Genomic DNA, 24123 nt, shown 5'->3' on the forward strand with positions numbered 1-24123 from the left:
GTGCTTTTCGAGCGTAGTCGGGTCGACAGGCAGTGAAAGATCACAAAAACGGCGCAGATAGCCCACTGCAACAGCGGCAGAAAAAGAGTGCAGACAACCGGGAGGCGGGACAATGACTTGGTGTGAACTGCGGAAAATGGTCGGTGCGGAGCGCGATTGGCTGGCATTCGAGCGCCTGTTCCACCATTTTGCCGCGCTGATTGAAGGCTTCCATCACAGCCGAGCACCCAGCCCGTCAACGCCGAAGCGGCAGACGAGCCGGGGCCGGAAGTGAAGTTCCGGGGCTGGCACCAAAGCATTGAGCCTTGCTGCCAGCAGGACAAGTAATTTGTCAGGCTTACTGTGGCAGTACAGGCAGCGAGATCTGTGACGCCTGCTCACCGCCGGTTTTCACGGACAGCAGCGCATCGGGGAATGGTGGCGCTTCCATATTGTCTTTATCCGCGCCCATGATCGCGACGCGAAGACGGTTGCCTTTGTTGATGCGGTAGACAACGGGCAAGATATCGAAGTTGATCTCGACCACTTCACCGGGCGTCAGCATCTGCTGGTCTTCCTCGTAGGCGCGGTGCCAGGGGATGTCCAGCACATTCCAGGGCGCTTCGCTTTCCTTGCGCAGGGAGACTCTGAGGTTGCCTTCGGTGATGTAGTGAGAACGGCCGTTGCCATCCACCTCTTCCAGCACAGCGTAAACATCCGCATCCGGGGTGCTGGCAGAAAGGTACATTTTCACCAGCGGTATACCGGCAATCACCAGATCTTCTTCGAAAGGCGGTGAGGTGAAAGTCAGTGAGCGGGCGTCATTTTCTGTCATGTCCGGGTAGAGAGCGGGTTCACCGAAATTGGAATCCCAGCGTGTCGCGGTACCAGTGGTGGTATCCAGATTGACCTGATACTCGGCTGCAGCGCTCTTTTCAGGAAGCTGAGTCGACAGCAGATGATCGGCGTTTTCGGCAGCGCTTTGGTCAAAGAAGTAGCTGACGCGCTGGCTGTCCAGCGGGAAGTTTGGCATAGGCATCCACGTCCAGCTTTCCCGCATGGTATCTACTTCCGCGACGTGAATTTCAGGCCCGTCCATCACGCCGTTGTTGATGCCCTTCAGCCAGTAATCAAACCAGCGCAGCATTTCCGTTCCATAGACTTTATCCCGCTCCGCCGCTTCAGCGTCGTTATTCGCCTCATGAGCCCAGGGCCCAAAGGCCATCTTCTGCGGGCCGTGATAGTTGTAGTAGTGCAGCAGAGTATCGGTGGTATAGGGATCGTGCCAGGCACCGAGGTGATAGATGGCTACACCAGACTCGTTGACGGCCGCATTCACACTGGAAGGCATGTCCTTGAACCAATCAAACTCGGGGGCTGTCGAGTCGCGGAATCTTGCCGTTTGCAGAGGGCTAATGGGATCAAAATTGGTCTCGTGTTCTGTAACGGCGGCCGCAGCCAGAAAGCCGTCGGTGTCGGCATCAACCGGTCTAGGCTTGCGGACTTTATCCAGGTACTGCGTACCCTCACCCCAGGTCTTCACCTGATCTTCATGCAGGATGCCGCCATGGCGAATGGCATCGTAAAAATTGAAGTAGCCATTTTCAGGGGTAATGGCCTTGAGCGCGGGATGCTTGGTACTGGCGGCCATGTACTGGCTAATGCCCATATAGGACAGGCCGTACATGCCCACATTGCCATCGCTGAAATCCTGCTTGGACAGCCAGTCGATCACATCGTAGGCATCGCGCGTCTCGGGCGCGCTGAACAGACCCTCGTAGCGGCCGAAAGAGGCACCGCCGCCGCGTACATTGACGCAAACAATCACATAACCGTGCTTCGCCAGGTGCTGCAAAATAGGGTTACTGGCGATATTCGGAACCCCATCTTCCCACTGGCGGTGGTAACGGGAGTAGGTCCACAGCACCGGCAGAGCCTCATCAGTCATGACACCGTTGTTAGCCGGGCGGGAAATATCCGCAGCGAGTCGCGTTCCGTCACGGGTCGTGATGTAGGTCGAAGTCGTCACCCAGCCATCGAAGCGTGCCTGGGAATAGCCCTCGTAATGGCCGAATTCGGATATTTTCTGGGCTTGCTGGTCCTGAGCCGACTTATCGGCGGCAGTTTGTCCCGACTCTTGGCCGCAGGCAGCAACGAACAGGTTCGCCGCCACCAGGCAGGCAGGCCAGAGTTTATTCAGATTGCGTTTCAAGCTTGCTCTCCTCATTATTTTTTTAGCCACTGTAATCTTACATGAAAAGGAGACTTGTCAACACTCTCTCTTGTTTACAGGCCTGAGTCCCCCTCGCCCTATCAGCGCTACCAACTCTTCCCCCAGGAACCGGCTCCCGCAATCACTCCACTATGCTCCCCCGGTTAAAGTTGCAGGTACTGAATCCGCCCGCTTGCATTCTTTTCTGCTGTTGACCCGAACTACGCGCTCGTGCGCCACCGCAGGCGGAGTGGACACAAGGTGGCCGCGATCCACTGCCCCCACCGCCGCCGGAATCTATTCCTGCGACAGAGATCCGATCGCGTTGCCCGAGCGTAGAAGGTTCGACAGACAGTGAAAGATCGCTAAGATGGCGCAGATAACCCACCTCAACAGCGGCGGAGACAGAGTGCAGGCCCCCGAGAGTCGTGACGATGACTGGAGTGAACTGTTGACGCTGGTCGGCGCTCAGCGCGACCGGGCAGCGTTCGAGCGGCTGTTCCACCATTTCGCCCCGCTGATCAAGGGCTTCCACCACAGTCGCAACGCCCAGGCGTTCAGTGCCGAAGCGGCCGACGAGCTGGTTCAGGAGGTGATGTTCCGGGTCTGGCGCAAAGCGCCGAGCTTCGATGCCCGCAAGGCATCGGCGAGCACCTGGATCTACACCGTCATGCGCAACTGCCGCATCGATATGCTGCGCCGCAATAGTCGCCGCCAGCACGAGGATGGCGGCGTCGACGTGGAGGATCTCTGGGACGAGGCGCCGGACAACCAGCCGCTGCTGTTCCTGCAGCAAAAGCGCAACGAGCAGGACATCGCCGCCGGCCTCCGCGCGCTGCCGGCGGAGCAAAGCCACGTGCTGGAGAAGGCCTATATGGAGGGCAAGTCACACAGTGAGATCTCTGCGGAACTCGGACTGCCGCTGGGCACGGTCAAATCCCGCGTCCGGCTGGCATTGAAGAAGTTACAAGCGATATTGGGCAGGTAGTTACAGCATGATTCGCCACCACCCGGAAAACAATCTGTTGTTGGAGTACGCCGCCGGCAGCCTGCCCTGGGCCCTTAGCCTAGTGGTCGCCGCCCACGTACAACTGTGCCCCCAGTGCCGCTCGCAGTACCAGACCATGAACCGCGTCGGCGGCTCCCTGCTCCAGGACGTTGAACCACAGCCACTGCCCGCAGATGCCCTGCAACGACTGATGGGACGTATCGCAAGCGCCGAGCAAGGTGCGGAACAGGAAGCTATCACCGCGAAAGCCGCAGCGACCAAGAATGCAGATCCGCTGTTCGCCAGACTGCCGCGGGTTATTCGCAAACTGGTGGACGGCAATGAACCGCTGAAATGGAAGCGGGTGTCACCGGCGTTGCGCATGTCGCGCCTGCACACTGGGCAGGAACGGTACGAGGTAGCTTTCCACCGCATCCACAGCGGCGGCAAGGTGGCCGAGCACGACCATCGCGGCCGCGAGATCACTCTGGTGCTGTACGGCAGCTTTTCGGATAAGGATGGCGTCTATGGCGAGGGAGATTTCCTGGTGCGCGAGCCCGGTGAGATCCACCGCCCCATCGCCACCCAGGATCAGGAGTGTCTGTGCTTCTCCGTAGTAGAGGCGCCGGTGACGATCACCGGTCCGCTGGGCTGGCTGATCAATCCATTCCTGTCGTTCCGCCCCGGTTGAGCAGTGGCATTCCGGCCGCGGATGCGCCAAGCGCATCCGCGATCCGAAAGACCAGTTAACGCGCCGCCAGCACCGGCTCCTGGCCGTCGTCGCGCACAAACAGATTCAGCAGCTCATTCCAGCGCCCGTGCACCTGCTCGAACTTTTGCTCGCGCACGTGACCGTAACCGCGCACCTGCAACGGAATCTCCAGTAACTCCTGCGCAGCGGCCAGGTTGTCGCCGCTCAACTGTGCCGCCACGGCACTGACGGCCCGCTCTACCTGCCGCGCCCAGTTGCGCTCGGCGCGCCGCTCGCGGGTATAGCCAAATACATCCAGCACGGTGCCGCGCAGTGCCTTGCCCCTGGCGAGCAGCGGCATCAGGCGGCCCATCCAGGGACCGAACTGCATTTTGCGCACGCGACCGCTGCTGTCCGGGCGCGCCAGTAACGGCGGCGCCATATGGAATTTCAATTTGAAGTTGCCGGTAAAGGTCTCGCGCAGCTGGCGCTGGAAATCCTCACCGCTGTAGAGCCGCGCCACCTCGTACTCATCCTTGTAGGCCATCGCTTTGTACAGGCTCTCGGCGGCAGCGCGGGTCAGGCGGCCGTCGTGGCGCGACAGCGCTTTTTCCGCCCCGTGCAGCCGCTCGATGGTACGGGTGAAATGGCGTGCGTAGCCCGCGCTCTGGTATTCGGTCAGTTCCGCGGCCAGCCGCGCCACCAATTGCTCGACCGTCTCCTCGGGCTGCACCAGTTTCACCGGCTGCGCCGGCACCGCCAGCTGCTCAACCGCTTGCGGATTTACCGCCAGCAGGCGACCGGCGCGGAAGGCGCGCAGGTTGTTCTCGACCGCGACACCGTTCAGCTCGATGGCCCGTTCCAGCGCCGACTCGCCGATCGGCAGCAGGCCTTTCTGGCAGGCGTAACCCATGATCATCAGGTTGCTGGCGACGGTATCGCCGAACAGCGCCTGGGCATACTTGTTCGCGTCAAAGGCGAAGTATTCCGCACACAGGGATTCGATACTCTGCTGGGTCGCATCTGCCGGAAACGCCAGTTCATTGTCGCGCACGAAGGCGGCAACCGGCACTTCCGCGGTGTTGACCAGTGCGCGCATCCTGCCCTCGGCAAACTTCGGCCGCTGGCCCGCGGCAGTCACCATATCGCAACCGAGCAGCAGTTCCGCCGCGCCGTCACGGATACGCGCGGTGGTGATGGTGTCCGGGCGCGCGCCGACTTTAACGTGCGCGACCACGGCGCCGTTCTTCTGCGACAGCCCGGTGAAATACAGGGTGGTACTGCCCTTCTCCTCCAGGTGCGCCGCCATGCCCAGCAGGGCCGCCACAGTCAGTACACCGCTGCCGCCGATACCGGCGACGAGGATGCTGAGGGGCTGGTCCAGGTTCGCGACGGGCGCCGCCGGCAGGCCGGCGATCGCCACATCGAGGGAATCCGCCAGGGCATTCACCGGCGGCTTCTTCAGCTCGCCGCCCTCGACGCTGACAAAGCTCGGGCAGAAACCATCGGCACAGCGCATATCCTTGTTACAGCTGGACTGATTCACCTGGCGCTTGCGCCCGAATTGCGTCTCCAGCGGCTCGACCGCGATACAACTGGATTGCACGCTGCAGTCGCCGCAGCCCTCACAGACACGGTGATTGATCAGCAGGCGCGTGGCCGGATCGGCCATCTGCTTTTTCTTGCGCCGGCGGCGCTTCTCCGCCGCGCAGACCTGTTCATAGATGATTGCGGTAACGCCCGCAGTTTCGCGCAGGCGGCGCTGCACCGCATCCAGCTCCGCCCGCGGCAGAATCTCGACCGCGGATGGCAGCTCGCCGCGGTGCTGGTGCCAGTAATCCGGGTTTTCACTCAGCAGTACCACTGTGCCCACACCCTCGGCGAGCAGCTGCGCGGCCAGACTCGGCGCCGTTACTTCGCCGTCGGCGGGCTGGCCGCCGGTCATTGCCACGGCGTCGTTGAGCAGTATCTTGTAGGTGATGTTCACCTTGCTGGCGACCGCCTGGCGGATGGCCAGCAGGCCGGAGTGGTTGTAGGTGCCGTCGCCCATGTTCTGGAAAATATGGCCGGCACTGGAGAAGCGGTGCAGCCCCACCCAGTGCGCGCCCTCGCCGCCCATATGGGAGTAGGTGTCGGTGCGCAGCCCCTTGCCCAATGCCATGATATGACAGCCGATGCCGGCACTGCCGAGGCTGCCCTCGGGCAGCTTGGTGGAGGTGTTGTGCGGGCATCCGGCACAGAAAATCGGCTCGCGGGCGAGCAGGCCCTGCGCCTTCGCCGGCACATTGCCGCCGAGCTTTTCCGCCAGCGGAACGATTTTTTCAGCCAGCTCGGTATCCGCCAGCCAGCGGGCGATCGCCTTGGCCACCTGGTCCGGGCCGAAGCCCCAGATCGCGGGCAGCAAATCGTCGCCATTCAGATCTTTCTTACCCACTACTTTCGGGCGCTTACCGTCGGCCCAGCCGTAGAGCAGCTTCTTCAGCTGGTCTTCCACCAGCGGGCGCTTCTCTTCGACCACCAGCAGACGCTCCATGCCGTCGGCGAATTCGCTCATGCCGCGCGGCTCCAGCGGCCAGCTCATGGCCACCTTGTAAATGGAAATGCCGGCTCTCTCGAGATCGCGCTCGGACAGGTTCAGCAACTCCAGCGCCTCCAGCAGGTCGCCGTGCGCCTTGCCGACGGTCACGATGCCGAAGCGCTTCTCCGGTGCCGCGACGATGGTCTTGTCCAGCTTGTTGGCAAAGGCAAAGGCCTGGGCCGCCGGCAACCGCTCCTCGAGCATGCGGCGCTCGTATTCCAGCCGCTCGGCGGGCCAGTTCAGGTGCGGATCGTAATTGAGGCCGTGGGCCGGTATCGGGAAGTCCGCCGGCAGGGTGAATTGCGGCAACTCCGGTACGACCAGAGAAGCGCCCGCCTCGACCGTCTCGGTGATGGTCTTGAAGCCGACCCAGAGCCCGGAGAAACGCGACAGGGCGATGCCGGCCAGTCCCAGCGTCAGGTATTCGTCGATAGTGGCCGGGAACAACAGCGGCATCATCACCGACTCGAAGATCTGGTCGGTGTTGTGGGAAAACATCGAGGACTCGGCAGTGTGGTCGTCGCCACACAGCGCCAGTACCCCACCCAGCTTGGAGGTGCCCTGAATATTGGCCTGGCGGAAGACGTCGGCACTGCGGTCCACACCGTGACCCTTGCCGTACCAAATGGAGAAGACGCCATCGCGAGTCGCCTGCTGGCGGTAGTGGTCCAGCAGCTGGGTACCCCAGATATTGGTAGCGCCCAGGTCTTCATTGATGCCCGGCTCGAAGTGGATATCCCGCTCGGCGAGGAGTTTCTTGTGGCGCCACAGGGCCTGGTCATAGCCGCCCAGCGGCGAGCCGCGATAGCCGGAAATAAAACCGGCGGTGTTGAGCCCGGCGCGTTCATCCAGGCGCTTCTGCATAATGGGCAGACGCACCAGTGCATCAATGCCCGTCAGAAACACCCGGCCGGCATCGCGCGTGAACGCGGCCTTCAGGGAATAATCGCGATCGAAGCCCAGCTCCTGATCACCTTCGACCATCGCCATGGGTACCACCTGCATCTCGTTATTGCTTTGGTCGGTAAAATTACCACCGCCCAACGAAGCAGGTCATACCAAAATAGCCCCTCCTGAGGCATAATATGGGCACAAGTCGCCAAAGACCGGCTGGTATTGGCAACAATTCACTCAAATAGCACCCATCTGGGGAATGCAAGCGACGGACAGATTGTCGCAGCGGTCCCCCAAACGGCCCCTTGCAGGCGCCCCCTAAAACGGGCGCCTATAGTTATCGGCGAGAGTTATCGGCGAGGCGGGTGCACCCAGCGAATGACGAGAGACGGAACCACACAATGGCCTATATTCTGGACGCCATCGACAAGAAGATCCTGGAGATTTTGCAGCAGGATGCAACCATCCCCAATATCGAACTGGCGGAAAAAGTCTGCCTCTCCCCCTCCCCCTGTTCCCGCCGGGTCAAGAACCTGCACGAACAGGGCTTCATCAAGCGCGCGGTTACCCTGCTGGAGCCGGAAAAAGTCGGTCTACCGGTCAGTGTATTTATCCAGGTGACGCTGAATCACCAGGTAAAGAAAGAGCTGCAGGATTTCGAAGCAGTGATCGGCCAATGGCCGGAGGTCATGGAGTGCTACCTGATGACCGGCGACTTCGACTACCTTCTGCGGGTAGTCGTGCCGAACCTGCAGGCCTACCAGGAATTCCTCGACAAAAAACTGACCGAGCTGCCGGGTATCGACCATATCAAGAGCAGCTTCTCACTGAAGCAGGTGCGCTATCGCACCGAGCTGCCGCTGGATCAGTTGCTGGAGAAAAGTTAAGTAGTACTGGGGCCTCGGTTTCGGGGGGGGGGGAGGCGCGGTGAGGGCCCTTCGGGAAAAAACCTGATCGGTAACTATTTCCCGAAGGGCGCTCACCGCACCACGAACCATCTTCGCATTTCCCATAAAGAAAGTAATCGCCCGCCGCAGCAGTAGAGGCGCAGCGGCAGCCACCTGGCAAATAGTTACCGATCAGGTTTTTTGCCAGGTGGCTGCCGTTGCGCCCCCTCCCTACAAAGCTCCAGCCGGACAGGATTTCAGCCCTACTTACCGGTGCAGGACAGTCTTTAGAGTTACCCCGCGATTAGAGCCGCCGAAGCGGGCCTCCGCTCAACCCAGTTGCTGACAAAACCTGCAAACAAAATTCCCAGCAGCAACATCCACAAATAGATCTGCGAACTGTCGTCGCGGGACGGCTTCTCCACCTGCTCCAGCTTCTGACCACTGACTTGCTGCATCGGCGCAGCCGGGGCGGTGACGTTGTCCGGGACCTGGCCACTGACCAGCGGCGCCAGTCCAAAGCCAACTGCCTGTTCACTGACGAAATCCTTGAATTTCTCATTGTCGCTGGCCACGTCGAACTGCTCGGCAAGCTCAGTGTAGGTCTCCACCATCTTCTTCAGGGTTTCCGCATCGGCTTCCCAATAGCCCTTGCGCACGGCTTCCAGCATGCGCTCCAGCATCTGCGCCAATGCTTCGGCATTGTGTTCCTCGAAGAATTCACGCATCGCCATCTGGTACTTGTCGTCCACGTAGACCTCGAACATCTCCCGCCACTGGTCGTCGCGAATGCTTTCCGGCGTCATCACCTCCCAGCCCCACATATTGTTGACGCGATCCAGGATTGCGGTGGCGCCGGCATAGCCGGACTCCTGCATCGCCTGGATCCAGCGCGGATGGAAGTAGCGGCTGCGCATCTCCTGGTTGATGAACTCGTCCAGCGTCTGGGTTTTGATATTGTCCTGGCGGCGCAGATTGGCCACGTACATTTCCGGCGTTTTGCCGTCCAGGTTGCGTACCGCCAGCCCCATGCCGCCGAAGTACTGGAACGGATCGTCGTTGGTCATCAGCGCGTAGAGATTGGTGGAGCGCGAGAAGATCACGCCGTCGGTGCCGGACAGCACCTTGCCGTAGAGGCCCGACGCTCTCTGGTCCTCGCTCCAGCGCGACTCGTCCTTGCCATAGGCGAAACCCATGCGGCGCATATAGAGGTCGGCCAGCTTATCGTCGGCCTCCCAGCTGTCGGATGCCAGGCTGGCGCCGTTCAGGCCGGTGCCGTAGTTGCCGGTTTCGTTGGAGAAGATACGCACCGAGGAAAGATACTGCGCGTCCTCCTCGCTCTTGCCCTCTTGCAGAAATTCCCGCTGCAACGCCTGGGCATGGCGGTAGACGAAGTTGTTGTCCTCCTTCATCTGCGCCACCTGGTCGATGGCCTCCGCCAGCCACAGCATCACGTTGGGGAAGGCATCGCGGTAGAGGCCGGTCGCGGAGATGACCACGTCAATGCGCGGACGTTTCAACTGCGAATATGGAATTACCTCGGTACCGACCACATTCCCCTGCTGGTTCCACTTGGGCTTCAGACCCAGTGCGTGCAGTATCTGTGCTTCCAGTGCGCCCTGGTGGCGCATGGTTTCCAGCGACCACAGTGAGAACGCCAGCTTGTCCGGGAAACGGCCGTGCTTGGCGTGGTAGTCGGCAATCGTCTGGTCCATCAGCTGCACGCCCGCCTCGTAGGCCTCCTTCGACGGCACCTTGGCCGGATTGAAGCCGATCAGGTTGCGGCCGGTGGGCACCGCCTGCGGGTTGCGGATCGGATCGCCACCGTGACTGACCGGGATGTAGCCGCCGTCGAGCGCCAGCATCAGATTCTGCAGTTCGGCGATATTGGCGAAGTTGTCGGAGTAGTCGCGACCGGTATCCAGCTGGTGACGCAGCCCTTCGGGTAGCGCGCCGGCGGCCAACTTTCCGGACAGAAAGCCGTCCAACAGCTGGAAGCCCGGCTGCGCCGCCAGCGCCACCACATTGCGCTCGTCGCGCTGCTGTTCTTCCGGCAGGCTCAGTTCGTTTTCTTTCTCGTATTCGCCGGCGGCAGTCATGAAACCCTCACCCAGCATCTGCAGCATGGTGCTGGTCAGGTGCTCGGACCTGGGCAGCTCGCCGAAACGGTGAATACCGAGCGGCTGACTCATGTCTGCCAGCTGCGCCAGATAGTCCTGCAGGTGGCTGAGCTGGTTATCGAAGTCTGCGCTGAGTTCTTCCTTTGACAGTTTCAGGTCCTTGAGCATATTCAGCGCTTCCGCCAGGGCCACGATGCGATCGCGGGTATTGAGCCTGGTCTGCCCTTCCTCCAGCAATAGATAGTTACCCATCAACTCGGACAGTTCCGCCACCTCGGCATACAGCCCTGCCTTGGCGAAGCCCGGGGTCAGGTGGCTGATCATCGTTGCGCGGCCACGGCGCTTGGCCTGCATCGCCTCGCCGACGTTGTCGATGATGTACGGATAGAAAACCGGAATATTGCCGAGCGCCAGATTCGGTGCGTCGTACACCGACAGGCCGCGCTCCTTGCCGGTCAACCACTCCTGGGAACCGTGGGTGCCCAGGTGGATATAGGCATCCGCGCCGAAAGTCTCGCGTGCGTAGAGGTAAACCGCCAGATAGGCATGGTTCACTGGCGTTTTCATATCGTGATACAGGGATGCGTGATCCTTGGCATTGTCTGCGCGCACCCCCTGGGGCAGCACGATCAGGTTGCCAAGCGCCATGCGCGGAATCACGAAAGCCATCTCGCCGTCGTGTTCCGCCAGCATGGCATTGTCTTCAGGCTTGCCCCAGCGCTCGACGATCGGATCGCGCACCGACGCAGGCAGTGCGTTGAACCATTGCTGGTAGGTAGACAGCGGCATCCAGTCGGCCAGCCCCTTGTCAATCAGTGCGGCGCTGTCCTCGCGCCGGTAATAGGGGCGCAGCAACTGGCCGGCCCAGTCGATCAGGGTTTTGGCATCGCGGGTTTCGATCTGGTAACCGCGCGTCTTCATCTCTTTCGCGATCGATTCGATCGACGCCGGCACATCGAGAAAGGCGGCACCGATGTTTTTCTCGCCGGGAGGATAATTCCAGATAAAGGTGGCGACTCTCTTATCAGCGTTTGACTTGTGGGCCAGACTGGCGTGATTCCAGGCGCGCTCCGCCAGTGCATGCATCTGGTCAGCCATTACCTGTTTGACGCCGTCACCATTGGCCGCAATCAAAACCGGATCGATACTGCCGGTGTCCTCCGGCATCACGAGGAAAAACGGTGTCAATGACGGCGACACACCACTGTTGTCTGCCAGGTAAGTGGCCTCGTCGCCCTCGCTGTAATTCAGTGCGTGAATCACCGGCACTCCGAGTTTGTCAAACTCCGCACGGCGCTTGCTGACGTAGTGCAGCGAGCGGTAATTGACGATCAGGTCGACGCGCGTCTGGCCATCCTTATCCTGCAGCAATTCAGGATAAGTGAGCGGCAGGTCCTCGCCTTCGAAGAAGAAACCGAAAGCCTTGGCTCCCTTCTCCTCTAGTCCCTGCAACAAAGCATCCACGACCTGCTGCTGCTCGTAGTCCACCACAGAGCGGTGAATCGCCACGGCAATCACCGGCTGACCCGCCCCGGGTTTCAGCCAGTTGAAAAATTCGGTCTCACGATCGGTGACCTGGCCTGTATATTGCGGATGGTAGAGGCCGACATCCGGTACAATAACCGGCGCCGATACTTTCTCGTCGGAGAGTCCGAAAATTTCTGCCGACAGATACTGCATCAGGTGCCGGTAGTTTTTACGCCCCGCATTATTGAAATAGGCCCCGATCGCCTTCTGCTGTTGCGCAGTCAGCCCCTGGTTCATGGACGCGTTATCCAGGTCGCCGAGCGATATGACGGGTACCTGCGGGTGGTTAATCAATAACGGCTGGTACTTGCTGAACATAAACTGGGACAACGCGGGATTAATCCCGTCCAACATGATCAGGTCCGCCGATGCCCAGGCCCGGGCTATTTCTTCCTCGCTTTTCCCCTTGCTGCTGAATATCTCCAGCGCGTAGGGTTGATCCGCCGCAAGTTCGGCCAGCAGCTCGCCCTTGGCCTTGGACGTATGACTGGACATCATCAGCAGTACCTTGGCCAATTCGCTGGCCTGTGCCGCCCCCGATAACAACAGCGCAGCAACCAGACACAGCCAGCGCGCACAATTCGATTTCGGCATTGTTATTTGCAACACGGTTATTTGCCCCCCGCTCCCTGAGTCGCACTGCCTTCCACTGTGGACCTTTGGTCTTTGCTTTCGGGTACGTACACCAGGCTGCCGTCGGCCATCTGGTAGGCGATACCCGCGCGGGTACCCTCACCGGAACCGATCTCACCGGTGGATTTGTACTGTTTGATTTCCTCGCCGTCCTTGACGATCACTTCCATATTCGGCTCGCCGGCATTCTTGATCACTGTGACTTTCTCGCTGGCAAACACGTTGAGGGGGTTCTGCGCGATCGCGATCAACAGTGCGGCAATAATGACCAGAAATACATCGATCAGGTTGACTGCACTCAGTATCGGGTTGAGCTCCTCGTCTTCTTCCAGAAAGCGCATTACGCCGCCTCCTTGAGCTTGCGAATGTTGATCAGCTCGCTGGCAAACCAACGCTTCTTCACCGATGCCGGCCAGAAGGTGAGCGTCGAAATGGCCAGCCCCCAGATCACCGCAGCGAAGGCGATGATCAGGTTTTCGCTGATGCCTTGCACGTTGCCGTCGGCCAGCGCGCGCAGCGCCGGGCCCATCGGAATCATGGTGGCGATCAGGCCGAGCATCGGCGCAATGCGGGTGGCCATACGCAGCAGTTCCAGCTTCTTCAGTGCAAAGACTTCCAATTCGTCGTCGCAAGCCTCGGGGTTGCGCACATAGTAATTGTGCACCTGGTAGCCCGGCAGCCACTGCGCCTCCCCCTCGCTCAGGGCGCGCTGGTAGGCGACGGCATTCCCGCGGCGCAGCAGCCACAGGGACAGGAAGCGGCCGCAGGCGTAAAGGGCGTAAACAAACAGCAGCAGGATGGCCAGCAGTACCGGCGCCATAAACAGGTCGGCCACGCTGGCCATCAGGTTTTCGATTGTCTGGATATTCAAGGCGCACCCCGCAAGTGAATTTATTGGTATCTGGATCGAGGATGCGCAAATTAACCAAATGAAGCCTCCTGGTCAATTTAAATCGTTCTGATAATTATTCGCATTTCGCTTTACTTTGCCGTTTGCACATCTATAATTCGGCGCTACCGGAGCCGGTGGCCCGCTCCCCCACCGGAACAAGCTGACGCCAGAACAAGCAGATAAAGACCAAAAGGACATGACCATGAAACGTCACCCCCTCGCCGCGGCCCTGCTGGGCCTGCTGACCACTTCCGACCTGTACGCCGAGACCGGTGACAAGCCAGCCAGCGACGAGCTGGAACTGATCGTTGTCAGCGGGCGCGCGGAGAAGCCGCTGAAGGATGTCACTGGCAGTGTATCGGTGGTGACCGGTGACGAAATCGAACAGCTACAGCTCAATGACATGAACCGGCTGTTCCAGTACGAGCCCGGTGTCGAGGTCACCGGCCGATCCGGTGGCGCGCAGAATATTCTTGTGCGCGGCATGGGTGGCGACCGGGTACTGATCGTCAAGGACGGCATGCGCATGAACGAGGGCTACGGTGCCAATGGCCTGAACGATGTCGTCGGGCGCGGCATGATCGAGACGGACACCCTGAAACAGGTGGAAGTCGCCAAGGGCGCCGCCTCCTCGCTGTACGGCTCCGATGCGCTCGCCGGTATCGTCGTTTTTACCACCAAGGATGCCAGCGACTACCTTGCCGACGACGAGCAATTCGGCGGTGCGGTGAAAACAGGTTACAACGGCATTACCAGCCAAACCCACACCTCCCCTACCCTAGCCCTGCGCACCGGCAATTTTGAACAGCTGCTACAGCTGACCTACCGCGACGGCGAGGAGGAGCAGAACTACGAAGAGACCCAGGATCCCTTCCAGATTGAATCCGAGAGTCTGCTGTACAAGGCCAGGTACAACCTCGGCGGCGGGGATTTCATCAGTTTCTCCGCCGACCACTGGAACCAGGACGCCAGCGGTGAAAGTGCCGACGGCCTGTTGTATTACTTCCGCGGCCTCGCCGCCTACGGATACAACATCGTCGCCGAAAGCTCCCTGTCCGAAAAAGAGACCCGCGCCTACCAGCTGCGCTATCACAGCGAGACCGCCACGCCGCTCTACGACCAGTTGAACATCAGCCTGTACCGCAACAAGTCCGCCCAGAGCGACGAGCAGTACGGCCAACTGGATATCAACGCGCCGATGTTCGGCGTGGTAGAGATCCGCGATATGTGGGAAACCGGTAACTATGAACAACTCACCAACGGCCTGCTGTCCAACGCCGCCAAGGCCCTGAATGCGCAGCACACGCTCGGTTTTGGCGTGGATATGGAAACCACCGAGAGCAGCCGCACGGTGCACCAGTATCGCGAAGTGGCCGGCTCACCGACACTGGACAGCAGCAGCGAGAAGTTCCCGGAAAATGAGGTGGCCCGCGCCGGCCTGTTCGTCAATGACGAGATAACTTTCGCCGGCGGCGACCTGACCGTGACACCGGGCCTGCGCTACGACTGGTACGAGATGGACCCGAATGGTGCGGTAAAATCCGATGGCAGCGAGTATGCCGTCATCGAGGAAAGCAATGTCTCCTTCAACCTCGGCGGCCTCTACCGGATCCACCCGCGCCTGACGGCATTTGCGCAATACGGCCAGGGCTTCAAGGTACCGGCCTATGACCTGGCCTATCTCCAACACTACCTGCAGCCGACCGCGTCCTATATCTACGAGGTGGTGCCGGCCGACGACCTGTCACCGGAACAAAGTGACACCTTCGAACTGGGGCTGCGTGGCCACGCTGGACCGTTCGCCTTCAGTTCGGCGGTATTCCACACCCGCTACGACGACTTTCTCGAGACGCAACTGATCGACAGCGAGACGTTCTTCAATGAAGACGGCAGCTTCTCCCACGTGTACGAGAAGTACCAGTACCAGAACATCGACTCCGTCACCATTGAGGGCATGGAAGTGAGTGCGACCTGGTACCTCGACCAGAGCCTGGAACTGTTCGCCAACGCCAGCTACCAGCGCGGCGAAAATGACAACACCGGCGACTACCTGCGCAGTATCAGCCCGCTGTCCGGTGTCGTCGGAGCCAGCTACAGCGCGGGACAGCTGTCCAGCCAGTTGCTGCTAAAGTGGGCGGACCGCATGGATCGTGTCAATGACGGCGAGGCCGAGGTGGCCGGGTACGGCGCGATAGACTGGATGCTCGGTTACCAGCTGCTGGAGCAATTGTCCGTCAATCTGGCGGTCAACAACCTGCTGGACAAGGAGTATGTGCCCTTCCTGAATGTCGCCGGACGCGACGCGGGCAGTGACCTGTCGGTGAGTTCGGCGGCGGGCCGCACCTTCGCCGCCTCGGTGAAGTACGCTTTCTGAAAATTCAAAGCGCGTTTGCAAGCCGCACTGCCCCGGCACTGCGGCCTTGTTGCATTGTCAGCGCCGGAAAAAGCTGATAATGACGCTCAACACGACACTCAGGATAATCATCGAAACGATCGGAACGTAAACGCGGCTGCGCTCCGATTCGATACGGATATCACCCGGCAAGCGTCCGAACCAGTTGAACAGCCAAGGGGCGATGTGCATCAGTACGCCCACGACGATCAGGACTACTCCGGCGACAATCAGCCAGCGCGCCATATCCCTGCCCTCTCCTGCCTGCACGCCGCACCAAACGCAGCGCGTCCTTACCAGTGTAAAAGCCCCCAGTAAAAAATCGGAAAACAGGCCGTTTGGCAGATATTTCCATCCACTGATACCATCGGACAGGTTCTCCGACAGACGCTCTGATAAGGCTAACAACTATGCGCCTCTTTCATACCCTCGCCGGTTTCTCCCTCGCACTCGCCTCGTGGAATCTCCAGGCGACGACACTGATACACAACTTTGACGGCTACCAGGCCGCCGCCCAACAGCTGGACAAGTTCAACACACTGGTCTTCGACCAGGGCAAGGTATTGGCAACCGGCGACTACGCCGCACTCAGTCAAAAGTACCCACAGGCGAAGAAGATCGATGCCGGCGGCAAGGTCCTGCTGCCGGGGCTGATCGACGCACACGGCCATGTACTGGGAGTGGGACGCCTGCAACAACAGCTGGATCTGCGCGACCAGGACTTGCCGCAGACACTGCAGTCCATCAAAGAATTTTCACAGAATCTGAAAGCGGGCGAATGGCTGATCGGCCGCGGCTGGAACCAGGTACTCTGGGCCGGCAAGGAGTTTCCGACCCGGGCACAGCTGGATGCACTGGAGATCGACCAACCGATCTGGCTGCGCCGTATCGACGGCCACGCCGGCTGGGCCAATAGCGCCGCCCTGAAACTCGCGGGAATCACCCGCGCAACACGCGCCCCTGCCGGGGGGGAAATCATTCGCGACGATAACGGCGAGCCGACCGGCGTACTCGTCGACAACGCGATGGCTCTGCTGGAGAAGATAATCCCGCAGCCCTCACTGCAGGAGGAAAAAGCGGCGCTCGGCACCGCCTTTGACCTGGCGCTGTCGCTCGGCCTCACCGGCGTCCACGACGCGGGCGTGCCGGAACAGACCCTGGAAGCCTACCGCCAACTGGCGGCAGAGGATGCGATTCCGCTGCGCGTCTACCCGATGATTTCGATCGATGACAAGAACCTGCCAAAGCTGCTCAAAGCCGGCCATGTCGGCGCGCCCGACGAAAGGCTTTATGTGCGCAGCGTCAAAGTGTATGCCGACGGCGCCCTCGGCAGCCGCGGCGCTGCCCTGCTGCAGCCCTACCACGATCGCCCGGGGGAAAAGGGCCTGCTGATCTCCCCGCAGGGTGAGTTGCTCGCCCAGATAAAGCTGGCGACGGAAAACGATTTCCAGGTAAACGTGCACGCAATTGGCGACCGTGCCAACCATATAGTGCTGGACATCCTGCAATCGCTGAACAAGGAGCACGACCAGAAACCGTTCCGCCATCGCATCGAGCACGCGCAGGTTCTCACCCTTGAAGATATCGAGCGCTTCCCATCACTGAACCTTGTCGCCTCGATGCAGCCTGTCCACGCCACCAGCGACAAGAATATGGCCGGTGACCGCCTGGGAGAACAGCGCCTTGAAGGCGCCTATGCGTGGCGGAAATTCCTCAGCCAGGGCACCAGGATTGCATCCGGTTCGGACTTCCCGGTGGAGCCGGTCAATCCGCTGTTCGGCATTCACGCGGCTGTCACTCGCCGCGACCGCCACGGAGATCCGGAAAAGGGCTGGCACGTCGAAGAGGCCATGACCATGGAAGAAGCCCTGCGCTCCTTCACCCTGGACGCCGCCTATGCCGGTCACCAGGAACAGGTGATCGGCAGTCTGGAGCCGGGCAAGTTCGCCGACTTTATTCTGCTCGATCGGAATATTTTCACCATCGACCCGCAGGAAATCTGGAAAGCGCAGGTACTGGAAACCTGGGTGGAAGGAGAAAAGGTGTACGCCCGCAGCGAATAACCTGCAGGCCAAAGCGCAGCCAAAACTGCGTGCCATAAAAAAGCCGCAACAGTAACTGTTGCGGCTTTTTTTGGTCCGGCAGAATTAAATACGGCGGGCCGTCTGGCCCGCCCCGTAATCAGTTCTTGACGGCAACGGTAGTGGCTTTCTTGGTCGGCACCGGGAAGCCGCGGTCACGCATCAGCGCTTCGATCTTGGCGTCGCGGCCGCGGAAGGCGCGGTAGGCTTCAGCCGGATCGACGGCGTTGCGCGGCGCAAACAGGTGTTCCACCAGTTTGCCTGCCACTTCCTTGTCGTAGAAGCCGCCCTTTGACTCGGCAAATGCCTCGGCCGCGTCGGAAGTCAGCACGTCAGCCCACAGGTAGCCGTAGTAACCGGTGGCATAGCCCTCGCCGGAGAAGACATGGCCGAAATGCGGTGTGCGGTGACGCATTACCAGTTCCTTCGGCATACCCAGATCCGCCAGCGTTTCGCGCTCGAACGCATCCGGGTCGATACCTTCCGGATCGGTGGTGTGCAGCTTCATGTCGATCAGTGCGGAAGCCAGGTACTCGGTGGTGGCGAAGCCCTGGTTGAAGGTGGCCGCTTTCTTGATCTTGGCGACCAGATCCGCAGGGATCGGCTCACCGGTCCGGTAATGCACCAGGTAATTGTCGATCACCGCATCGGTGGACAGCCAGCGTTCCAGCAGCTGTGATTGGAACTCGGTATAGTCACGCACGCCGCCGTTCAGGGTCGGGTAAGACACATTGGAGGCGAGGAAGTGCAGCGCGTGGCCGAACTCGTGGAAGAAGGTCTCCGCATCGTCCCAGCTCACCAGCACCGGCTCACCCGGGGCGCCCTTGATGAAGTTGGAGTTGTTGGAGGCCAGCACCGTCTTCTTGCCGTCGAAGGTGGTGTGATCGCGGTACATGGTAGCCCAGGCACCGGAGCGCTTGCCCGCGCGCGCGAACGGATCCAGGTACCACAGGCCGATGTGCTCACCGCTGGTCTTGTCCTTCACTTCCCAGACTTTTACGTCTTCGTGGAAGACCGGCACGGAGCCCTCTTTAACCGCCGTAAAGCTGAAATTGAACAGCTCACCGGCGACGAAGAACATCGCTTCGCGCAGTTTATCGAGCTGCAGGTACTGCTTCACTTCGTCGGAGTTCAGGTCGTATTTGGCCTTGCGCACCTTTTCCGCGTAGTAGCGGTAGTCCCAGGGCTCGATGGTAATGCCGGCCTTTTCCGCGTCCGCCACTGCCTGCATGTCCGCAACTTCTTCCTTAACCCGCGCAACCGCCGCCGGCCAAACGGCCTCCATCAATGCCGTGGCATTTTCCGGTGTCTTGGCCATGCGGTCCTGCAGGCGCCACTCGGCGTAGTTGTCGAAACCGAGCAGGCCGACGCGCTCATCGCGCAGCTTCAGGATTTCGGCGATGAGCGCGTTGTTGTCATGCTCGTCGCCATTGTCGCCACGGCTGTAATAGTTTTTCCAGACCTGCTCGCGCAGCTCGCGGTTGTCGGAATAGGTCAGGAACGGGTCCATGGACGAGCGCGTATTGCTAATCGCGTAGTTGCCCTTCTGGCCCTTCTCTTCCGCCAGCGCCGCCGCCGCAGCCACGAAGGAATCCGGCAGGCCGCTCAGCTGGTCGCTGCGCAGGAAGATATCGTAACCCTCCTCGTCGGCCAGCACGTTGTTGGCAAACTTGGTGTAGAGCTCGGCCAGGCGCTGATTGATTGCCGCATAGCGCTCCTTGGCTTCACCTTTCAGAGTCGCGCCGTTGATCGCAAACTGGTCGTAAGTCAGTTCCACCAGGCGCTTCTGCTCCGCGTTCAGGTCAGACGCGTCGCGCTGCTCATAGACCGCCTTGACGCGCTGGAACAGCTTGTCGTTCTGGATAATCTTGGACTGGAAGTCCGCCAGCTTCGGCGCCATCTCCTGCTGGATCGCGCGGAATTCCGGCGAGGACATGTTCGCGCTCCAGATGCCGTAGTAGGCAAATACGCGATTCAGGTCGCCGCCGCTGCGCTCGAGTTCCTCGATGGTGTTGGCGAAGGTGGGCGCCGCCGGGTTGGAGGCGATGGCGTCAACCTCAGTCAGGTTCTTGGCCATCCCAGCTTCCAGGGCCGGCTTCAGGTCTTCGACACGCATCTTGTCGAAGGCCGGTACGCCGCCGTAGGGACCAGTCCACTCCGCCAGGAGGATATTGCTGGCAATCGTCGCGCTGGCGGCCTCGGCAACCGGTTGAGCCTCGATGGTGTTCTTCGCGGCCTGGGCCTGCTCTGCTTCTTTGCTGCAGCCAGCCGCGGCCGCCAGTGCCGCCGCCACGGACAGCGCGATCAATGTTTGACGCATCGGCAATCTCCTCTCAGATACTTTCTAATGAAACTTTTAAGCGCCCGAGTTTAACCCCAGTTGCCCCGACGCCGCCAATCCCTGCCCTGCAGCGCCCGGCTACCGTCGACGGACAGATGGATTTTCACGACCAACGCCCTGCCCTGATTAGCCCAGTAACTGGCACGAAAGGTCGCTATTGGTGCTGTGAGAACTAATTGGTAACGACTTTTTAAGTGGATAGTTTTATCGGATTGAAAACATACGGCGCTGCGTCAATTACCGGGATCGGGGCGTACAGGGCGGGCCTGGAGCCCGCCCGATTGAAGGGCGCTAAGCCGGAGGGAAATTACTGGCGGAGGTCTTCGACGATGGTGCCGGCGCGCCGCAGCTCTTCCTCGTGTCCGGGCTCCCGCCAGGGTTCTTTCAGCGCGTCGCCGATCCATTCCTGCATGGCCGGCAGGTCGAGGATTCGGTCTCGATACTCCGCGGCACTCGGGCTCAGCGGCAGGTCGTAATTTTTGGCCCGCACGGTGACCGGCGCAAAGAAGGCATCCACGGCCGTGAACTCATCGCCGGCCAGAAAGGGGCCGCCAAATCGCTGTAACCCTTCCAGCCACAACTCTTCAAAGCGGTCGATATTTCTCTGCAGGCTCGCCGGGATTTCCGCCAACTGCACTCTAACGCCACAGTTCATCGTGCAGATATCCCGTAACACTGCAAAACCGGAATGCATCTCCGCGCTGGCACAGCGGGCCCAGGCGCGCGCAGCCTTATCCTGTGGCCATACTTTTGCATGGCTTTCCGCGATGTATTCGACGATTGCCAGCGAGTCCCATACGGTGGTGTCGCCGTCGACCAGGCAGGGCACCTGTCCATTCGGGGAAAAGCTGCGGAACTTCTCCCAACTGCCGCCTTCCTCAAAAGTTACTAACTGTTCATTGAACGGTATCTGCAGCTGGCGCAGTAACAGCCACGGGCGCAGAGACCAGGAGGAGTAATTTTTGTTGGCGATAAACAACTGGAACATGGTCACCCCCAGTATTGGGACAAGAATTAAAGAGATGATGTTGTATTAAACAAAAAGGCCGGGCAATTGCCCGGCCTTATCGATTAATCAGGCTGATCTGTCGTCGCGCAACCACTCGGCCACGCAGAATGCGAGCTCCAGTACCTGATCCGCATTCAGGCGCGGATCGCACTGGGTGCGATAACAACTGGCAAGATCCGCCTCAGAAATTTTCCAGGCACCACCGGTGCACTCAGTGACATGCTCGCCAGTCATTTCCAGGTGAATGCCGCCCGGATGACTGCCTTCGGCACGGTGCACGGCGAAGAAATCGCGGATTTCGCGCAGTATCTTGTCGAAATCGCGGGTCTTGTAACCACTGCTGGCCTTGACGGTATTGCCGTGCATCGGGTCCGCACTCCAGACCACCGAGCGCCCTTCCCTCTGCACTGCCTGTACCAGTGCCGGCAGCTTCTCGCCAAGGGTGTCGGCACCCATGCGCGTAATCAACGTCAGGCGGCCGGCTTCATTGTGCGGGTTCAGTTTGTCGATCAGGCGCAGCAACTCGTCCGCCTGCATATTCGGGCCGACTTTCACACCGATCGGATTGCATACACCGGACAGGAATTCCACGTGGGCACCGTCCAGCTGACGGGTGCGCTCGCCGATCCACAGCATGTGGGCAGAGCAGTCATACCAATTGCCCGACAGACTGTCGGTGCGGGTCAGCGCCTGCTCGTAATCCAGCAACAGCGCCTCATGGGAGGTGTAGAGCACGGTTTCGCGAATCGCGGGGGTATTGGCGGAGGTAACGCCGCACACCGCCATAAACTCCAGTGCCTCCTGCAGACGCTCCGCCAGCTGCGCGTATTTCTCCCGCTGGGGATTATTCTCGAGGAAACTGAGGTTCCAGCCGTGCACCTGGTGCAGGTCGGCGAGCCCTCCCTGGGCAAAGGCGCGCAACAGATTCAGTGTCGCCGCGGACTGGTTATACGCAGTCAGCATGCGCTGCGGGTCCGGCACGCGCGCCTCGGCGGTAAAATCGATGCCGTTGATAATATCGCCGCGGTAACTCGGCAGTTCCACGCCGCCGATGGTTTCGGTATCCGCGGAGCGCGGCTTGGCGTACTGTCCGGCCATACGCGCCACTTTCACCACCGGCAGGTTGCCGGCAAAAGTCAGCACTACCGCCATCTGCAGCAATACCTTGAAGGTGTCGCGAATGCGGTTGGCATTGAAGTCGGCGAAAGACTCGGCACAGTCGCCGCCCTGCAGCAGAAACGCCTTGCCTTCCGCCACCTGGGCCAGCTGGCGGCGCAGCTCGCGCGCCTCTGCGGCAAAGACCAGCGGCGGATAGCCCGACAATTCCCGGGTTACCTGATCCACCTGGGCAGCGGACCCATAGTTCGGCTGCTGCCTGGCGTCGAAACTGCGCCAGCTTTGCGGGGTCCAGGTTTGGGAGGGGCGTTCGGACACGGGGGTATCTACCTCAACTTCCATTTATCGGCTCTTACATCAGAAGGGAAACTCGCCGGGGCGGACAGCGCCCGCCCCGGATACATGCCTGCAGGGGATTTTACAGGATGCTGGCAACTGCCTTACAGAAATACTCCATATTTCCCTGACTCAGTCCGGCGATACTGATACGGCTGGAGTCGACCATATAGATAGAGTACTCCCTCTGCAGGCGCTCAACCTGCTCCGGGCTGATACCCAGGAAGGAGAACATGCCTTTTTGCCGCTGGATAAAGCTGAAGTCACCAGCGGCACCGGCAGCGGCCAGACTCTCGACGACACCGGAGCGCAGGCCATTGATGCGCTCGCGCATCTCGGTCAGCTCCGCTTCCCAGTTGGCTTTCAGGCCGGCGTCGGTGAGGATGGACTCAACGATAGCGGCACCGTGGGACGGCGGCATGGAATAGTTGCCGCGCACAACGTTCAGCATCTGGCTCTGGCCCTTGTCGGCATCGGCGCCGTTGTTGTAAATCGCCATCGCCAGGCCGACACGCTCGCGGTAAAGGCCGAAGTTCTTGGAACAGGAGGCGGCGACCAGCAACTCGGGTACCGACGCCGCCATCAGGCGCAGGCCCCAGGCGTCGTCGTCGAGACTGTCGCCAAAGCCCTGGTAAGCCATATCGATAAACGGCGTGAAGCCCTGCTTCTGCGCCATCTCCGCCAGCACCTGCCACTGTTCGCGGGAGAGGTCTGCACCGCAAGGGTTGTGGCAGCAGGCGTGGAACAGCACCAGATCGCCCTCCCCCACATTCTTCAGGGTTTCCACCATCGCGTCGAACTGCAGGCTGCTGGTAGCGCGATCGTAATAGGGATAGCTCTTGATCTGCAGGCCGGCGTTGCCCAGCAGCGGCACGTGGTTCGCCCACGTGGGGTCGCTGACCCAGATTGTGGCGCCCGGCTTGGCGCGATTGGTAAATTCCGCCAGCACGCGCAGCGCACCGCAGCCGCCGGGAGTCTGGGCCGAGCGCACGCGCCCGGCCAGCAGCGCCGGGTGATCCGCGCCCAGAATCAGCTCCTGCATGGCCGTGTTAAAACCGGGGGTGCCAGCCGGACCGATATAGGCCTTGGTTTCTTCGCTCTGCAGCAGGCGCGTCTCCGCTTCTTTTACCGCCTGCAGCACCGCGGTGTGCCCCGCCTCATCCTTGTAGACACCTACCCCCAAATCAATCTTATTGGGGTTTTCGTCGGCGCGGTAACTGGCCAGCAGACCCAGGATCGGATCCGGCGGAAGACTGCTCAGGTGCTCAAACATCACAAAACTCCTTCTACTATATTCACTCGTTCGTGGAGGAACCGCTGAAAAAAACGTAGCGAGCGAGTGGCTGGTGGCGGCCGCCGGAGCGCAACAAGCGGAGTGTACACAGAGTACATGAGCATTGTTACCGGGCTGGCGCACCAGCACCGCCGGACGCCGCCAGGCGCACGC

15 protein-coding genes are annotated in these 24123 nt (G+C 60.5%); 5 read left to right on the plus strand and 10 right to left on the minus strand.

The annotated features are described in order from the left end of the window. Positions 1 to 337 precede the first annotated feature (337 nt). Positions 338 to 2191, minus strand: a complete 1854-nt coding sequence (locus BUC36_RS02630; protein ID WP_073271168.1) for a CocE/NonD family hydrolase — start codon at positions 2189 to 2191, stop codon at positions 338 to 340. Positions 2192 to 2561: 370 nt separating this feature from the next. Between BUC36_RS02630 and BUC36_RS02635 the strand changes: the two genes are divergently transcribed. Next, positions 2562 to 3179, plus strand: a complete 618-nt coding sequence (locus BUC36_RS02635) for a sigma-70 family RNA polymerase sigma factor (protein ID WP_073271170.1) — start codon at positions 2562 to 2564, stop codon at positions 3177 to 3179. 7 nt (positions 3180 to 3186) lie between these two features. Further along, positions 3187 to 3870, plus strand: a complete 684-nt coding sequence (locus tag BUC36_RS02640) for a ChrR family anti-sigma-E factor (RefSeq protein WP_073271172.1) — start codon at positions 3187 to 3189, stop codon at positions 3868 to 3870. A gap of 55 nt (positions 3871 to 3925) precedes the next feature. Here the strand turns inward: BUC36_RS02640 and BUC36_RS02645 are convergent, their stop codons facing one another. Beyond that, positions 3926 to 7453: an indolepyruvate ferredoxin oxidoreductase family protein gene (locus BUC36_RS02645; protein ID WP_234994868.1), complete on the minus strand. Its 3528-nt coding sequence runs from the start codon at positions 7451 to 7453 to the stop codon at positions 3926 to 3928. A gap of 290 nt (positions 7454 to 7743) precedes the next feature. On the opposite strand from BUC36_RS02645, the gene BUC36_RS02650 reads away from it, so the two are divergent. Next, positions 7744 to 8229 (plus strand): Lrp/AsnC family transcriptional regulator, encoded by a 486-nt coding sequence (locus tag BUC36_RS02650; protein WP_073271174.1) that lies wholly within the window; start codon positions 7744 to 7746, stop codon positions 8227 to 8229. Between the two features lie 293 nt (positions 8230 to 8522). Here the strand turns inward: BUC36_RS02650 and cobN are convergent, their stop codons facing one another. From cobN to BUC36_RS02665, 3 genes are read right to left on the minus strand one after another with little or no spacing between them, the layout of a single operon-like run. Further along, the gene (cobN, locus tag BUC36_RS02655) at positions 8523 to 12470 is read right to left on the minus strand and encodes a cobaltochelatase subunit CobN (RefSeq protein ID WP_073271176.1); all 3948 of its coding nucleotides are present in this window, start codon (positions 12468 to 12470) and stop codon (positions 8523 to 8525) included. 17 nt (positions 12471 to 12487) lie between these two features. Further along, complete coding sequence (locus tag BUC36_RS02660; RefSeq protein ID WP_073271178.1) at positions 12488 to 12850, minus strand: DUF2149 domain-containing protein; 363 nt, start codon at positions 12848 to 12850, stop codon at positions 12488 to 12490. Then, a complete protein-coding gene (locus tag BUC36_RS02665; protein WP_084535518.1) occupies positions 12850 to 13380 on the minus strand; it encodes a MotA/TolQ/ExbB proton channel family protein in 531 nt (176 codons plus the stop codon). Before BUC36_RS02665 ends, BUC36_RS02660 begins: the two co-directional genes overlap by 1 nt. 223 nt (positions 13381 to 13603) lie before the next feature. Here BUC36_RS02665 and BUC36_RS02670 point away from each other — a divergent pair, with 223 nt between their 5' ends. Then, positions 13604 to 15775 (plus strand): TonB-dependent hemoglobin/transferrin/lactoferrin family receptor, encoded by a 2172-nt coding sequence (locus tag BUC36_RS02670; protein WP_234994869.1) that lies wholly within the window; start codon positions 13604 to 13606, stop codon positions 15773 to 15775. Positions 15776 to 15832: 57 nt separating this feature from the next. Here the strand turns inward: BUC36_RS02670 and BUC36_RS19155 are convergent, their stop codons facing one another. Continuing rightward, on the minus strand, positions 15833 to 16201 hold the full coding sequence (locus tag BUC36_RS19155; RefSeq protein WP_234994870.1) for a DUF2905 domain-containing protein: 369 nt from the start codon (positions 16199 to 16201) through the stop codon (positions 15833 to 15835). Between the two features lie 2 nt (positions 16202 to 16203). On the opposite strand from BUC36_RS19155, the gene BUC36_RS02680 reads away from it, so the two are divergent. Further along, on the plus strand, positions 16204 to 17856 hold the full coding sequence (locus BUC36_RS02680; protein WP_073271182.1) for an amidohydrolase: 1653 nt from the start codon (positions 16204 to 16206) through the stop codon (positions 17854 to 17856). Positions 17857 to 17974: 118 nt separating this feature from the next. Here BUC36_RS02680 and BUC36_RS02685 read toward each other — a convergent pair whose 3' ends face one another. The 4 genes from BUC36_RS02685 to BUC36_RS02700 form a co-directional block, all read right to left on the minus strand. After that, positions 17975 to 20194 (minus strand): M3 family metallopeptidase, encoded by a 2220-nt coding sequence (locus BUC36_RS02685; protein ID WP_073271184.1) that lies wholly within the window; start codon positions 20192 to 20194, stop codon positions 17975 to 17977. Positions 20195 to 20522: 328 nt separating this feature from the next. Continuing rightward, on the minus strand, positions 20523 to 21203 hold the full coding sequence (locus BUC36_RS02690; RefSeq protein ID WP_073271186.1) for a glutathione S-transferase family protein: 681 nt from the start codon (positions 21201 to 21203) through the stop codon (positions 20523 to 20525). A gap of 87 nt (positions 21204 to 21290) precedes the next feature. Beyond that, the gene (locus BUC36_RS02695; RefSeq protein ID WP_073271188.1) at positions 21291 to 22682 is read right to left on the minus strand and encodes a class II 3-deoxy-7-phosphoheptulonate synthase; all 1392 of its coding nucleotides are present in this window, start codon (positions 22680 to 22682) and stop codon (positions 21291 to 21293) included. A gap of 76 nt (positions 22683 to 22758) precedes the next feature. Then, on the minus strand, positions 22759 to 23949 hold the full coding sequence (locus BUC36_RS02700; protein WP_073271190.1) for an amino acid aminotransferase: 1191 nt from the start codon (positions 23947 to 23949) through the stop codon (positions 22759 to 22761). Positions 23950 to 24123 lie beyond the last annotated feature (174 nt).

Origin of the sequence: Microbulbifer donghaiensis, from assembly GCF_900129095.1 — a bacterium.
Taxonomy (GTDB): Bacteria; Pseudomonadota; Gammaproteobacteria; order Pseudomonadales; family Cellvibrionaceae; genus Microbulbifer; species Microbulbifer donghaiensis.